Annotated in this window: 13 protein-coding genes and 1 riboswitch; of the genes, 10 read left to right on the top strand and 3 right to left on the bottom strand. The window is 33.5% G+C overall.

Annotated elements, in window-relative coordinates:
* Positions 1-480: 480 nt before the first annotated feature.
* Both dapB and dapA read right to left on the bottom strand, forming a co-directional pair.
* The gene (dapB, locus tag EHE19_RS10880) at positions 481-1,245 is read right to left on the bottom strand and encodes a 4-hydroxy-tetrahydrodipicolinate reductase (protein WP_137695912.1); all 765 of its coding nucleotides are present in this window, start codon (positions 1,243-1,245) and stop codon (positions 481-483) included.
* 61 nt (positions 1,246-1,306) lie between these two features.
* Positions 1,307-2,191 (bottom strand): 4-hydroxy-tetrahydrodipicolinate synthase, encoded by an 885-nt coding sequence (gene dapA / locus EHE19_RS10875; RefSeq protein ID WP_137695913.1) that lies wholly within the window; start codon positions 2,189-2,191, stop codon positions 1,307-1,309.
* A gap of 94 nt (positions 2,192-2,285) precedes the next feature.
* Positions 2,286-2,465: riboswitch (Lysine riboswitch) on the bottom strand.
* Positions 2,466-2,679: 214 nt separating this feature from the next.
* On the opposite strand from dapA, the gene EHE19_RS10870 reads away from it, so the two are divergent.
* Positions 2,680-4,389, top strand: coding sequence for a SpoIID/LytB domain-containing protein (locus EHE19_RS10870; protein ID WP_244648200.1), 1,710 nt, complete (start codon positions 2,680-2,682; stop codon positions 4,387-4,389).
* A 542-nt stretch (positions 4,390-4,931) separates the two neighbouring features.
* Here the strand turns inward: EHE19_RS10870 and EHE19_RS10865 are convergent.
* Positions 4,932-6,293, bottom strand: a complete 1,362-nt coding sequence (locus tag EHE19_RS10865) for an aspartate kinase (RefSeq protein WP_137695914.1) — start codon at positions 6,291-6,293, stop codon at positions 4,932-4,934.
* Between the two features lie 306 nt (positions 6,294-6,599).
* Here EHE19_RS10865 and queA point away from each other — a divergent pair, with 306 nt between their 5' ends.
* The 9 genes from queA (at position 6,600) to secF (ending at position 14,932) form a co-directional block, all read left to right on the top strand.
* Positions 6,600-7,622: a tRNA preQ1(34) S-adenosylmethionine ribosyltransferase-isomerase QueA gene (gene queA / locus EHE19_RS10860; protein ID WP_137695915.1), complete on the top strand. Its 1,023-nt coding sequence runs from the start codon at positions 6,600-6,602 to the stop codon at positions 7,620-7,622.
* Positions 7,623-8,106: 484 nt separating this feature from the next.
* On the top strand, positions 8,107-9,243 hold the full coding sequence (gene tgt / locus EHE19_RS10855) for a tRNA guanosine(34) transglycosylase Tgt (protein WP_137695916.1): 1,137 nt from the start codon (positions 8,107-8,109) through the stop codon (positions 9,241-9,243).
* A gap of 44 nt (positions 9,244-9,287) precedes the next feature.
* Positions 9,288-9,578, top strand: coding sequence for a preprotein translocase subunit YajC (yajC, locus tag EHE19_RS10850; RefSeq protein WP_244648198.1), 291 nt, complete (start codon positions 9,288-9,290; stop codon positions 9,576-9,578).
* A gap of 93 nt (positions 9,579-9,671) precedes the next feature.
* Positions 9,672-10,076, top strand: a complete 405-nt coding sequence (locus EHE19_RS10845; RefSeq protein WP_137695917.1) for a TIGR04086 family membrane protein — start codon at positions 9,672-9,674, stop codon at positions 10,074-10,076.
* A gap of 93 nt (positions 10,077-10,169) precedes the next feature.
* Positions 10,170-10,310: a six-cysteine ranthipeptide SCIFF gene (scfA, locus tag EHE19_RS10840; protein WP_137695918.1), complete on the top strand. Its 141-nt coding sequence runs from the start codon at positions 10,170-10,172 to the stop codon at positions 10,308-10,310.
* Positions 10,311-10,547: 237 nt separating this feature from the next.
* On the top strand, positions 10,548-11,891 hold the full coding sequence (gene scfB, locus EHE19_RS10835; protein ID WP_137695919.1) for a thioether cross-link-forming SCIFF peptide maturase: 1,344 nt from the start codon (positions 10,548-10,550) through the stop codon (positions 11,889-11,891).
* 12 nt (positions 11,892-11,903) lie between these two features.
* Complete coding sequence (locus EHE19_RS10830; protein ID WP_137695920.1) at positions 11,904-12,404, top strand: gamma carbonic anhydrase family protein; 501 nt, start codon at positions 11,904-11,906, stop codon at positions 12,402-12,404.
* A gap of 229 nt (positions 12,405-12,633) precedes the next feature.
* Positions 12,634-13,965 carry a protein translocase subunit SecD gene (gene secD, locus EHE19_RS10825; protein ID WP_137695921.1) on the top strand — a complete coding sequence of 444 codons (1,332 nt, stop codon included), beginning with the start codon at positions 12,634-12,636 and terminating at the stop codon, positions 13,963-13,965.
* Complete coding sequence (secF, locus tag EHE19_RS10820; RefSeq protein WP_137695922.1) at positions 13,958-14,932, top strand: protein translocase subunit SecF; 975 nt, start codon at positions 13,958-13,960, stop codon at positions 14,930-14,932. Before secD ends, secF begins: the two co-directional genes overlap by 8 nt.
* The last annotated feature ends 95 nt before the right edge of the window (positions 14,933-15,027 follow it).

Below are 15,027 nucleotides of genomic sequence, written 5' to 3'. Positions count from 1 at the left end.
AGGCAATTTAAACTGTCTCCAAAGCATTATACATAAGAAAATGTATGGAATCATACTATGCTGGTCAAGACCAAAGCAGCAAAGGTTAAGGAAAAAGCTAAGGCAAATTATATTTATTTGGGCGACATTACTGCATGACATTGGAAAGCCTGATACAGCATTATAGCTGCTAATCATCATTTGTAAAATTCAGAAGTGTAAATAGCTACATAGAAAATGTGTAAAGTAAATGTGTAAAAGCTTATATAATTTAGCGTCCGTAGTTGATAAACTAGTATTCGGGTTTTGCTGCTCGAAAAAGCGTATTGTTTGTAATGCGTTTTTCGAGCTAGCTTGAAAAACCAAAATATCGCTCCATATCATCGCATATTTAATCCATAGTAGTTGACTTTTGTATAGTCGGCGAAAATAAATTGTATTTGTTTTCGCCAACTATATGCAGCTTTTATGGGCTTAAAATATCGAGTCTAATTATTTTTTCTAATTACTTTCTGCAATAAGATCATCCATTGAATATAGACCTGGTTTCTTATTTGCAAGAAACAGTGATGCTTTCAATGCGCCTACTGCAAAAATTTCTTTTGAAGTTGCAGTGTGGTTTATTTCAATAATTTCATCCTTACCTGCGAATATAACAGAGTGATCTCCAACAATAGTACCGCCGCGAACAGCATGTATTCCAATTTCTTGTTTACCGCGTTTTTTCCTTTTGGAGTGTCTGTCATAGGTATACTCACATTTTTCATTAAGAGTGTCGTTTATAGCGTCGGCAATGGCAAGTGCAGTGCCGCTAGGAGCATCAATTTTTAGATTATGATGCTTCTCAATTATTTCAATATCAAATTGTCCCTCAAGAATTTTTGCAGCCTTTTTTACCAAATCAATAAGTAAATTTATACCGATAGACATATTTGCGGAGAAAAATACAGGAATTCTCTTTGATACATCATTTTTTAGCATACTTATTTGTTCGGCAGAAAGTCCAGTTGTACACATAACAAGCGGAATACGTCTTTCTTGTGCATATTCTACTAATCCATTAAATGCTTTTGGATTTGAAAAATCAATAATAACATCAACCTTAATATCACATTCATTTAATGAAGTAAAAACAGGGTAGGAGTTTTTTATTTTATTATTTATATCAGACCCAGCAGCAATTTTTAATCCGCTGAAATCTTCTGAAAGTCGTGTAATTACCTGACCCATATTTCCATTGCAGCCACTTAACAGTATATTAATCATTTGCATTTCACATCCTAATCTATAGTTAATAAGTAAATTTGTAATTATTTATGTCTGTAAATTAAGAAAGCAAGCCATATTTCTTTAATTCATTTTTAAGGTATTCCAAATTCTTGTCACTCATATCAACTAGAGGCAATCTGCAGCTGCCCACATTCATACCCATTAAGTTCATTGCTGCTTTTGTTGGAATAGGACTGACTTCACAGAAAAGTGCTTTTACCAAATCCAATGCTTTTAATTGCAGTTTTCTGCTGCCTTCGATATCGCCTGCTAAGTACTTTGCAACTATGTCGTGAGTGTCTTTTGGAATAACATTTGCCATAGCAGAGATTACTCCTTTTGCTCCCATTGATAGGAAAGGAACGATAGAACCGTCTTCTCCTGAATAAACAGTAATATCATCTCCGCACAAATTAATAATATCTCCAACCTGTGAAAGATTACACTCCTTAATGGCAACTATATTTTCAATTTGTGACAAGGCTTTCACTGTTTCTGGGGCAATGTTCAAGTTAGTTCTTGATGGAACATTGTAAAGAATTACTGGAATTTTTATACTGTTAGCAATTGCTTTAAAGTGTTCGATTAATCCCTTTTGAGTTGTTTTATTATAATATGGCGTAACTGATAAAATAGCATCAGCACCAACTTTTTCTGCATACTGACTGAGTTCTATTGCATGGACAGTATGGTTACTGCCAGTACCTGCGATAACTGGAACTCTTCCATTAACCTTTTCTACAGCAAACTTTATTGCAGCTTTATGTTCATCATCATACATGGTAGAAGCTTCACCGGTAGTTCCACAGATTACAATTGCATCTGTGCCTTCTTTAATCTGAAACTCAATGAGTTCAGCAAGCTTCTGATAATTAGTACCTTCATCGGTAAACGGGGTAATAATTGCAACGGCTGAACCTGTAAAAATAACTGGCTTTTTCATATAAAACACCCTTTCATAAAAAATAAAAACGCTAGCATGGGCTAACGTCTGTTCTTACATACTATAATTTATAACTTAACTTATAAATTTATAATAAACAGATAGCGCTCCATCATGCGAAATGATGACAGTCACAAAGCTATTAACCTTGAAACCAGGAGTTACAAATATTGGGCCAGTAACTCCTTCGGCGTTTTTTCCTTTCGAAACAAATCACAAGACCCCGAATATCTTCATTGCTTTTACTATTAAAAAACGCACCTCTATCTAAAAGCTATTCAATTATCTTAATAATATCATTGGATATTTAATGTGTCAATGTTTATTTGATTGTAACAAGTTCTCTGGTGAATATTAAAACAAACTTTCTTTTTATTAGTGTATTCAAGATATTTCAATAATGTTACATTTTAAATATTTAGCAGGAGCTAGTATAGAACTTGTCGAACAAGCAATATTTGAAATAAAAAAGAAGGAGTATATCACAAATGAAGAAGATTTACCAAATTAAGAAGATTTGTTTGTTTTTTAGTGCAACATTTATATTTATAACGTTTTTTTATTTTTATAGTTTAAATACTTTTGCAGCAGCAAATCCTATGATAAAAATAGGTTTGTATTTTAAAACAACAGCTCAAAGCCAAATAGATATTAGCAGCAATAAAGGAGTTGCTTTTTTTGGGTTTGACTCAGCGAGCAATAAAGAATATATAGTATATAATTCAACCTCAGATGAAGTTATTACTCTTAGAAAAGATGGTTTTTTTACTGTCAGCGGTTCAAATTATACAGCGGTTGGAGAGGGTGCTAGTCCTACACTTCCTCAAAGTGGTCCCTACCATATTCAAGTTGAAAAAGATTATGGTACATACAATGACGCATTTGCTATAGTTCAGAACTATGCAAAAAAAGGTATTACTGCATATCCAGTGTATACTGATTCTGGATGGAATGTTTGGACAGGTTTTTACATTAATAAAACTGATGCTGAAAAAGATATAGCCAATGTCAAAGCAAAACTTGGTGACATCTCATATACAGTTATTGAAAAAAGTGATACAAGAATTTATGGTGTAAACGGTGCTGGAGAAGTTAAATTTATGTTTGCTTCTGCTAAATGTTTATTAAGAGGGAAATCCCTATCTGATCAAAATCAAAATCCGATAAACATTGGTAAAACTACTTCTTATAGAGGGCAAGTTGAGTTTTTTAGAAAAGCAGATAGTGACATGACCATAATTAATGTTTTGCCTATGGAAGAATACATATATGGTGTTGTTCCAAATGAAATGCAAGCATCATCTCATGTTGAGGCGTTAAAAGCGCAAGCAATAGCAGCAAGAACCTATTCATATAAAACTATAAATAAGCATTCAGCTTACGGCTTCAATCTTTGTTCAACTACAGACTGCCATGTTTATAAGGGATATTCTTCTGAAAGCCCTATTACTAATAAGGCAGTTGATGACACAAAGGATATGGTGGTAACCTATAATGGTTCATTAGCCGAAACCTTGTATTTCTCGTCAAGTGGTGGCAGAACAGAATCTGCTGTAAATGTGTGGGGAACAGATTTCCCTTATTTGAGAAGTGTAGAAGATAAATATGAATCAGGTTACTCATATAAATATAACTGGAGTGTAACATACACTGTTGAAGAGTTAAGTGAGAAATTAAAAAGCTATGGCCTTGGAACAGTAACTAGTATGGAAATAACTAAATGCTCAGAGGCAGGTAGACCTATTGAAATTGTTATTAAGGGTACCTTAAAGCCAGAAGGGGTAGTTATTACTAAGGATAAATGCAGAACCTTCTTAGGCTTGGATAGCCAATGGTATACAATTAATGGTAATAGCGGCAGCAGTAATACAGCCAATACCAGTTTTTTTATAAAGAATAAAAATACTACAAAGCTAATAAATCAAATAAAAGTAAAAACAGCATCTGGCGAAACAAAACTATTATCTTCAGGCAAAGTAACTGTGGTTGGAGCTAATGGCATTAAGAATAATTTGGGAACAGGCTCTGAAGTAGGCCCTAAAATAAGTCCAACATCATATACTTTTGTAGGAAAGGGATGGGGACATGCGGTAGGAATGAGCCAAGAGGGTGCAAAAGGTTATGCAAACGCTGGATATACCTATGATCAGATTTTAGCACATTATTATACAGGTACAAAGATTGAATTGAAGAAGTAAAATTAAAGAAATAAAAAGAAGAAAGATGATGATTCTATTTTTCATTGACATACACAAGATGACCGTCTTATCCTGTTGAAGAAGGGAATGGAGGTAGCATGGAAGTATATAAAAAGAATGAACGGATAAGTTTAAACTGATAATTTTGAACGCATAATTATTTCAACTTAGAGAGATTATTTTAAAAATTATATGGTAAATTAAATGGGTTGTTGCAGAACAAGATATAATTAACAGTAAACTGTTAAATAGTACTTCCGTGCAATATATATCATTGCTTGCTCACGAAATTGACGCTGAAATAATAAGGGTTCAGAACAAGAACTTCCACCGACCGTATTACCAAGTACCCTGTCTCGGGTTAATACTCACAGCTACATCCTGTAGCTGTGTCGGCTACAATACTTGTTCTGAACCTATTTTTTCTAGCATCAATTTCAAACCGAGCTTTGCAATTAGATATATATTACACTCGCGTACTATTTCTTAAATCAAGATGTAACTATACAGAAAGTGTTGTTTTGCAACAATCACTTATATAATTAATTCTTTAAAAAAAACTCATTGTACAATGAAATAACAGCTTTATGAGCCTCACTTTGTCTTACACCAAACATCATTGTAACCTCGGAAGAACCTTGATTTATCATTTCTAGACTGATTGAAGCATTAGCCAAAGCTGTAGTTGCTCTTGAAGCAGTTCCAACTGTGTTTTTCATGCCTTCACCAACAACTAGTATCAGTGCTAAGCCATAATCTATAGATACATCATCACAATTTAATTCATTTTTTATTCTGTATAAAATTCTTTGTTCTACATCTTTATTCTTTAATTGATTTTGCTTAAATATTACAGAGATATTATCAACACCCGATGGAGTATGCTCATAGGAGATGCCTTCGTCCTCAAAAATTTGGAGGAGTTTTCTGCCAAACCCTATTTCTCTATTCATCATGATTTTACTTACATATATGCAGCAGAAACTATCATCGCTTGCAATACCAACAACGTGGGTACTTGGAGTATAATCTCTTGAAAGCACTATTTTTGTTCCAGGTGCTGTAGGATTATTTGTGTTTTTAATATTAACAGGTACACCAGCTTTGAAAACAGGAACCAGCGTATCCTCATGTAAAACGGAAAAACCTGCGTAGGATAATTCTCTCATTTCTCTGTAAGTTATTTCTGATATTGCAACAGGATTGTTTACCAAGCCTGGATGAGCAGCATAAACAGCATCAACATCAGTGAAATTTTCATATAAATCAACTTTTAACGCTGCGGCAATTATTGATCCTGTTATGTCAGAACCACCACGAGGGAAGGTTGCAACATTGCCTTCAACAGTATAACCAAAAAAGCCTGGGAAAATAATAATTCCATCAATGTCTTTTAACATTTTAAGATTATCAAAGGATTCAGGTAGTACCTGTGCATTTCCAAATTCACTGCTTAAAAGTAAACCTGCATCTTTAGGACTAACATATTGAGCTTTTTTGCCTATGCTATTTAAATATGCAGCTACTAGTTTAGCACTATTGTCTTCTCCAGCAGCCTTCATAGCGTCCATAAACACTTCTTTATGGCTTGTATCTAACTTTAATCTGTTTTCTAAGTCAGTCTTAATTTCATCTATTATTTCATTGCCAAGCTTCAAATCATCAGCTATGTCTTTAAATCTCTTAACAACAGCCTCAAGTTCTGCTTTAGCATCCTTTGTTGCTAAATGCTTTTCAGCACACGCAATTAATAAATCCGTTACTTTGGTATCTGTTTTTTCCCTTTTACCTGGTGCAGATACAACAACTATTTTTCTATCACTGTCTGAGAGAACAATATCACATACTTTTTTGATTTGTTCTGCATTAGCTAATGAAGTTCCTCCAAACTTTGCAACCTTCATTATTAAATCCTCCATTCATTCATTGAAATTTTATACTTGAACGAAGCTGTCTAATATAGTACATAAATATTATATGTAAGTCTGCTACACAAGCTGACAAGATATATATCTACTAACAACAGACATCCCTTGGTATATTTTAAAGAGTTATAACAGAGCGCTCAGATTCAGAAGCATTAAAATCCTCAGAATCTGAGCCATGAGTTAAATTATACAAAAAAACGTTTTACATGGCAATAATTATTTGTAATATGTCAAATTATAATGTATGATAATTATTGATTATTTAATGGAGGAATTTCTATTGTGGATTTGAAGGAGTTTGATTATTATTTGCCTGAGGAGCTGATTGCTCAGCATCCAATGGAAAAGAGAGATATGTCCCGTTTAATGGTACTGGATAAAGCATCGGGACAGATAGAGCATAGAATATTTAAGGATATTGTTGATTACTTTAGAGAAGGTGACTGCCTTGTCTTAAATAATACTAGAGTTATACCAGCTAGATTGCTTGGAGAAAAAGAAGGAAGCGGCGGTAAAATAGAGTTTGTACTTTTAAAATGTATAAAAGAAAATGACTGGGAAGTTATACTAAGGCCGGGAAGAAAGGCAAAACCTGGAGCAAGATTTGTATTCGGCAATGGGGAATTGAAGGCTGAAATACTTGAGGTACTTGAAGAAGGTAATAGATTGGTTAGGTTTGAATATGAAGGTGTATTTCAAGAGGTACTAGATAGGGTAGGTATAATGCCATTGCCTCCATATATAACTGAAAGGCTTGAAAATCCTGAGAGATATCAAACTGTATATGCAAAATATAATGGTTCAGCGGCTGCGCCAACAGCAGGTCTGCATTTCACAGAAGAACTTTTGAATACTCTTCAAAATAAAGGAGTAAAAATAGCATTTGTAATGCTGCATGTTGGCTTAGGTACCTTTAGACCTGTAAAGGTTGAGGATATTACGCAGCACAAAATGCACTCTGAATACTATTCAATTAGTCAGGAGACCTGTGACATTATAAATGCTGCAAAGAAAGCTGGTAATAGAGTGACAGCAGTTGGGACAACCAGTTCAAGAGTTTTAGAGACTGTAGGAGCAAATGGAGAACTGCATGCCTGTGAAGGCTGGACTGATATTTTTATTTATCCTGGTTATAAGTTTAAAATTGTGGATAGACTAATCACTAACTTTCATTTGCCGGAATCTACGCTAATAATGCTGGTTAGTGCCTTAGCTGGAAGAGAGAATATTTTGAAGGCATACGCTGAAGCTGTAAATGAAAAATACAGATTTTTTAGCTTTGGAGATGCAATGTTTATTAAGTAAATAATTAGTTAATTTTCCTATTTAAAAATCGCAGATGCTTGAGCTTATCAAATGAAAAGTTAATTAGTTAATAAAATTGGATGGTTTTTCGGTAATCATCATTGGTAAATTTTAATACAAAAGTACTTTTCATTGAAAAGTTGAATTAGAAATAATTGCATGAATTAGTTGAACGAATAAAGCTTGCTGAATTAATACAAAGGTTTTAGCACACAATGAACCATAGATAATGAAGGTGTGACGGCTAAAATTCTGTGAATAAAAAAGTGCTAGTTCATAGCAATAACTAAATACTAGCAGCTATTTGGGTAACAAGGCATTGGATTATTTTTATGCTAATTTGACATAGATAGATTTTAAGGTGAGAAATTGGGTTAATAACTAGTAATAATTTTTATAAATAAAATATATTTAGAAATAAAATTATATTGACAAATGATACAAAATATCAAAAATTCACTATATTTATAGAAAGGTAACTTATATGGCAGCAGTAACTTATGAATTGATAAAAACATGTAAGCAGACAGGTGCAAGGCTAGGAAGAGTTCATACTCCTCATGGTTCCTTTGAAACTCCTATTTTCATGCCTGTTGGAACATTGGCTACTGTAAAGGGTATGTCTCCAGAGGAATTAAAGGAAATTGATGCAGAGATTATATTAAGCAACACTTATCATTGCTACTTGAGACCGGGGCAGGATATTGTGAAGGAAGCTGGTGGTCTACATGGCTTTATGAACTGGGACAGACCTATACTTACAGATAGTGGAGGATTTCAGGTGTTTAGCCTGAGTGACCTGAGAAAAATTACTGAGGAAGGTGTTACTTTTAGATCACATCTAGATGGTTCAAAGCATATTTTTACTCCGGAATCAGTTATGGGAATAGAAAATGACTTAGGTGCGGATATTATTATGGCATTTGACGAGTGCGCCCCATATCCTGCCGAATACAACTATGTTAAAAAGTCTATGGAAAGAACAACACGATGGGCAAAACGATGCAAAGATGCTCATAAAAATACTGAAAAGCAGTCTCTGTTTGGTATAATTCAAGGCGGAATGTACAAGGATTTACGTATAGAGAGTGCTCATCAACTAAAAGATTTAGATTTCCCGGGCTATGCAATAGGGGGCCTTAGTGTTGGTGAGCCAGCAGAAATAATGTACGAGGTTTTGGATTACACAGTACCATTAATGCCGGCTGATAAACCACGTTATCTAATGGGAGTAGGTTCTCCAGACTATTTGATAGAAGGTTCCATCAGAGGTTTAGATATGTTTGACTGTGTTTTACCTACAAGAATAGGCAGAAATGGTACGGTAATGACAAGTAATGGCAGGATAATTATTCGTGATGCAAAGTATGCTAGAGATTTTTCTAGGCTTGACCCTGAATGTGATTGCTATGTTTGTCGTAACTATTCAAGAGCATATATTAGGCATTTAATAAAGTGTGGAGAATTGTTGGGCTTGAGACTTACAACCTGGCACAATTTATATTTCTTAATTAACTTGATGAAACAAGTAAGACAGGCTATAATGAATGATAGTTTGGGAAGTTTTAGAGATGAATTTTACTATAAATATGGTTACAAAAACAAATCAAACAATGAATAATACAGTATTACTGTGTTAAATAAATATTTAGGAGGTTTTTAAATATGACAGATCAAGCAATGGCAGCACTTATTCAATTTGTAATACCTTTAGTATTTCTTTTTGGATTAATGTATTTTATGATGATACGTCCACAAAAGAAAAAGGAAAAGAAAACAAAGGAAATGTTGGATTCGTTACAGGTTGGATGGGCTGTAGTTACTATTGGAGGCATTTGTGGCAAAATAGTTAACATTAAAGACGATGAAATAACAATTGAATCCAGTATTGAGAAGACAAAGATACTTGTTAAGCGTTGGTCAGTTAAAGACGTTATTAAGCCAATTGAAGGCTAAAAAATAATTTTAGATTATACTTGTTCTAACTGGTGTGCCTCTCAAATAAAATATATTATAGAATGTTACTAATATATTTTACGGAGGTATACTATGGTTGGACAGACAACAGGATTAAAAAAGTCACTTGATGAGCATGTGAATATAATAAGGGTTGTAAAAGGTTTAATTTTTTCCTTTCTTATAACATTGCCTTGCTTTTTTATTTTCGCATTGTTTTTGACTTATACAGATTTCCCTGAAAAATATACTTCTATGGCAGTTCTAATTACCACGGTAATAAGTGTGCTGGTAGCATCAGCTTATTCCACAAAAAATGTAAAACACAAAGGTTGGATGAATGGCTGTTTTGTAGGCTTACTTTATGTTACTATATTGTACGTGGCAAGTAGCATAGTTGATAAGAATTTCATGTTGAATTTTTCAGGTATACTTACATTTTTTATCGGGGCAATTGTTGGTTGTTTAGGAGGCATTTTGGGAATTAATATGAGATAGAAGTACATGTATCTTATGTTTCTAAAAAATGCCTTTTCAAAACCATTCAAATATGCTATAATCGGCAGAGAAAACTTATAGGAGGTATTTATAATGAAGCATATAAAGACAATTAATACTGCTACTTTGAAAAACAGCCTTACAAACGGCGGATGCGGTGAATGTCAAACTTCATGTCAGTCAGCTTGCAAGACATCTTGTACAGTTGCAAATCAAAGCTGCGAAAAGAAATAATACAAATAGTATGTTATAAATATATTCTTTGTATAATAAAATAAGTGAAAAGTGTTAAATGGCACTTTTCGCTTTTTATTGATGTACAAAGCAGAACTATGTGCATTGATAAACAATGAAAAAATACAAAACACCTTTACAATGAGTATTTTTTTGCATGGAATTGCAATAATACTCTTTTATTACTTTTAAGTTTATTTATAATTTTTTTGCAGGGCTTTAGGAGGTTCTTATTTAATGATTCACAAGTACATAATGCATGGTACAAACATAGTTATGGACATAAACAGTGGAGCAGTTCATGTTTTTGATGCTGCTGCTTATGATGTTGTTGATTTATACAAAACCAAAACTAAAGAGCAGGTAATTGAAGCTTTATCTCAGAAGTATGATGGACAAGCTGTATCAGATGCTTATGATGAAATTGCTCAATTAGAAGCAGATGGGTTGCTTTTTAGTGAGGATGTATATTTAGATGCTATAAATAATTGGGAAAGAAAGCCTGTTGTAAAAGCCCTTTGCTTACATATCTGCCACGACTGCAATCTTAGGTGCAAGTATTGCTTTGCATCTACTGGTAGCTTTGGTGGTCACAGAACAATGATGGATGTTGAGACGGGTAAAAAAGCTATTGATTTTCTTATTGAAAAATCAGCAGGAAGGAGAAATTTAGAGGTTGATTTTTTTGGTGGTGAACCACTGATGAATTTTGAGGTTGTTAAGCAGATTGTTGAATATGCTCGAATCAGAGAAAAAGAAACAAATAAGAATTTCAGATTCACAATTACTACAAATGCTGTTTTGCTAAATGAAGACAACAAAGAGTTTATAAATAAGAATATGCACAATGTTGTCCTTAGTATTGATGGCCGCAAAGAAGTAAATGACAATATGAGACCTAGAGTAGATGGCTCTGGAACTTATGAAAGTATTCTTCCTAAATTAAAAGACATGGCAGAATCGAGAAATCAGGATAACTATTATGTAAGAGGTACTTTTACAAGAGAAAACCTTGATTTTTCTAAGGATGTTTTACATTTGGCAGATTTGGGCTTCAAGCAAATATCGGTTGAACCTGTTGTAGCTGCTAAGGATTCAGGACTTGACATTCGTGAAGAAGATTTAGATAAGCTCTTTACTGAATATGAGTCTCTTGCTATGGAATACATAAATAGAGATAAAAATAAAGAAGGCTTCAATTTCTTCCATTTTATGATTGATTTAAGTCAGGGCCCTTGTATTTTAAAGAGACTAGGAGGATGCGGTTCAGGACATGAATATCTGGCTGTTACTCCTGAAGGGGACTTGTATCCATGTCATCAATTTGTTGGTGATGAGAAGTTTAAAATGGGCAATGTTCATTGTGGTGAGTTTAATTCTGATTTTCAAATGAACTTTCAAAAGTCTAATGTATATACAAAGAAGGAGTGTTCTGAGTGCTGGGCAAAGTTTTATTGCAGCGGAGGATGTGCTGCTAATGCATATCAGTTCAACAATGATATTAATGTTCCATACAAAATAGGCTGTGAGTTGGAGAAAAAGAGAGTTGAATGTGCAATTTGGATTAAAACTCAAGAATAAAAGGGGTATGATATGATAAGAGAATTTAAAAGTATTACACCCCAAATTCATGAAACTGCTTTTATTGCACCTAATAGTACAGTTATAGGAAATGTGGTAATTGGAGCAAATTCGGCTGTATGGTACAATGCAGTTTTGAGGGGTGATATTGACAGCATAGTTGTTGGCGATAATACTAACATTCAAGAGGGTTGCATTCTGCACTGCAAAAAAGGTGAGGGTCTAAAAATTGGATCAAATGTTACAGTAGGACATGGAGCTATATTGCATAGCTGCAAAGTGGGTAATAACACCTTGATTGGAATGGGTGCAATAGTACTTGATAATGCTGAAATTGGCAATAATTGTTTGGTTGCAGCTGGCAGTGTTGTTACTTCAAAAACAAAAATACCAGATTGCAGCTTAATTGCTGGAAGTCCTGCAGTGGTTAAACGAGTTTTATCTGAACAGGAAATTTTGAATATTGAGAATAATGCAAATGAATATGTAAGTCTTTTAAAGTTGTATAAATAGTCAAAATTGATTTGTGAATATTAATAAAAGTATTGTGTATTATAAAGTTAAATACTATTTTATATTTATTTATAATTAAAAATTTATATTAAAATTTGGCTAATTTCACAAAAAAACATCGATTAATTTGTAAATTCTTAGCTAATTTTAAGACATGTTTATTGACTAGAAATTCGGATAGTTATATAATGTCGTAAGTGGAATTAATAAACAAGGGGGAATGCAAAAGATGAAAGGAAGAAATGCAGTTAAATTTTTCTCGATATTAGTTATTACCGGGATTTTAACATGGATAGCTTATTATGGGTCTATCTTAGGATTTGATATTCCTGGCGGGTATGATATGCGACCAGGTATTGATATTTCTGGTGGTATAGACGCTAGGCTATATGCAGTTACAGAGGATGGCAGTGTTCCATCCAAAGAAGATTTAGAAGCAGCAAAAGCTGTTATAGGCAGAAGATTGGATGACAAAAAGGTTTATGATAGAAGTATAACATACGATGCGCAAAAAGGTTATCTTCTTGTTCAAATCCCACACAAAAAGGGTGAAGCATTTGATCCTCAAAAGTCTATCGAGGAAATTGGCAAAACTGCATTGCTAACGTTCCAGGAAGTAGATGAAAATAAAAAAGATGAATTAGGTAATTATCTACCAACAGGAAAAAATGTTGTTGTAGGTGATGATGTAGAAGATGCAAGAGCAGAGATTTCACAGCAGGACGGTTCCTGTTACGTTGCTTTAAAGTTTAAAAAAGAAGGTGCTGCTAAGTTCGCTGAGGCTACAGAAAGACTTATAGGACAGCCAATAGCTATATTTATGGATGACCAATTAATAAGTGCGCCAACTGTACAGGCTCATATTACTGGAGGAGAAGCTACAATCAGTATTGGTGGTCAAAATGGTTCAAAAGCACAAAAAGAAGAAGCTACTAATTTGGCTCAACTAATTAAGTCTGGTTCATTACCATTCAAGCTTGAAGCAAAACAAGTTAACAATATTAGTCCAACACTTGGTTCAAGTGCACTTTCAGTTAGTTTACTTGCTTTTGTTGTAGCATTTATATTAATATGCTTGTTTATGATAATCTATTATAGATTACCAGGATTTGTTGCAAGTATTGCATTATTCCTTCACACAGTTATGGAAATTTTAGCTTTATCATGGCTAGGAATTACTATTACATTACCAGGTATTGCAGGTCTTATCCTTACAATTGGTATGGCTGTTGATGCTAATGTTATTATTTTCGAAAGAATTAAAGATGAGTTAAAGAGTGGAAAAACTCTTCATGCAGCTATTGATGTAGGATTTAAGAGAGCCTTCTCAGCTATTCTTGATGGAAATTTAACTACTCTTATTGCTGCTGCTGTTCTTCTAAAGTTTGGTACAGGTCCTATACAGAGTTTTGCATATACTTTGGGCATAGGTGTTATATTAAGCTTTATAACTGCTGTAACAGCAACAAGAATTATGTTAAGAGCTATTTCAGATTTGGATATTGCTAAGCATAAGTGGTTATATGGTGTAACTATGAGAGGAGGCAAAGCAAATGGTTAATTTATATAATAAGAGATACTACTTTTTCATTCTCTCGGCGTTAATATTTGTTGCAGGTTTGATTGCATATTTTGCGTTTGGATTTAAGCTGGACATACAGTTTGAGGGTGGAACAGTTATTGAAATGAGAGCAAATAAAGATACTTTTACTGAAGAAAACACTCAGAGTATAACAGCTCAGATTGCTGAATTAGTTCAAAATACAGTTAACAAGCCAGCACAGGTTCAGAAGTCTACAGCATATGATACTTCTGCTAGTAAAAGTGAAAGTTATGATGTTATCAAGATAAGTATTGGAAGTATGGATACACTTACAAATGATGAGCTTTCAAGTGTAAAAGATGCTGTTATTAAAGAGTTAAAGCTTGATGCTGACAAAGCTTTTATTAATGAACAAAGCGTTGAACCGTTTATAGGTAAGGAAATAAGTCAGAACGGTGTCAGAGCAGTACTTATATCCTTTGTACTTATTATATTATATGTATGGTTCAGATTTAAAGTAATGTCTGGCTTATCAGCTGGTGTATTTGCAATAATAGGTGTATTACATGATTTAATGGTTATGGTTGCAGTTTACTTAGTATTTAGGCTGCCAATAAATGAATCCTTTATTGCTGCTATTCTTACAGTTGTAGGATATTCAATGAATGATACTATTATTATTTACGACCGAGTAAGAGAAAACAGCCGATTACTAAAAAAGGTTCCATTGCCTGAATTGGTTAATACTAGTATAATTCAAACCTTGAATAGATCAATAAATACTGTTGTAACATCATTGATAGCAATAACTACTGTATTTGTATTTGCAGAGATAAATGGAATTGCTTCTATGTCAGAATTTAGTTTCCCATTAATAATTGGTATTGCTGCTGGATGTTATTCTTCAATCTTTATTGCTAGTCCATTATGGGTAATGTGGAAAGAAAGCCAGAAGAAAAACAAAGTTAAACCAGCTAAAGTTTAATTAAATATAAATAATTAGATAAAATATAAAAAGAAAGGGCGATTTGTTAATTGCTCTTTCTTTTTGCTTATTTAAATCATAAAATTTTTTCTTTT

Source organism: Ruminiclostridium herbifermentans (genome assembly GCF_005473905.2).
GTDB lineage: Bacteria > Bacillota > Clostridia > Acetivibrionales > DSM-1351 > Ruminiclostridium > Ruminiclostridium herbifermentans.
Note: the sequence above shows the minus strand (reverse complement) of the source record. Positions and strands in the feature narration are given on the sequence as shown.

Excerpts from the sequence above, each read along its gene's own strand:
- dapB (WP_137695912.1), bottom strand. The coding sequence starts at position 1,245 with ATGATTAATATACTGTTAAGTGGCTGCAATGGAAATATGGGTCAGGTA.
- dapA (WP_137695913.1), bottom strand. The coding sequence starts at position 2,191 with ATGAAAAAGCCAGTTATTTTTACAGGTTCAGCCGTTGCAATTATTACC.
- EHE19_RS10870 (WP_244648200.1), top strand. The coding sequence starts at position 2,680 with ATGAAGAAGATTTACCAAATTAAGAAGATTTGTTTGTTTTTTAGTGCA.
- EHE19_RS10865 (WP_137695914.1), bottom strand. The coding sequence starts at position 6,293 with ATGAAGGTTGCAAAGTTTGGAGGAACTTCATTAGCTAATGCAGAACAA.
- tgt (WP_137695916.1), top strand. The coding sequence starts at position 8,107 with ATGGCAGCAGTAACTTATGAATTGATAAAAACATGTAAGCAGACAGGT.
- yajC (WP_244648198.1), top strand. The coding sequence starts at position 9,288 with ATGACAGATCAAGCAATGGCAGCACTTATTCAATTTGTAATACCTTTA.
- EHE19_RS10845 (WP_137695917.1), top strand. The coding sequence starts at position 9,672 with ATGGTTGGACAGACAACAGGATTAAAAAAGTCACTTGATGAGCATGTG.
- scfA (WP_137695918.1), top strand. The coding sequence starts at position 10,170 with ATGAAGCATATAAAGACAATTAATACTGCTACTTTGAAAAACAGCCTT.
- scfB (WP_137695919.1), top strand. The coding sequence starts at position 10,548 with ATGATTCACAAGTACATAATGCATGGTACAAACATAGTTATGGACATA.
- EHE19_RS10830 (WP_137695920.1), top strand. The coding sequence starts at position 11,904 with ATGATAAGAGAATTTAAAAGTATTACACCCCAAATTCATGAAACTGCT.
- secD (WP_137695921.1), top strand. The coding sequence starts at position 12,634 with ATGAAAGGAAGAAATGCAGTTAAATTTTTCTCGATATTAGTTATTACC.
- secF (WP_137695922.1), top strand. The coding sequence starts at position 13,958 with ATGGTTAATTTATATAATAAGAGATACTACTTTTTCATTCTCTCGGCG.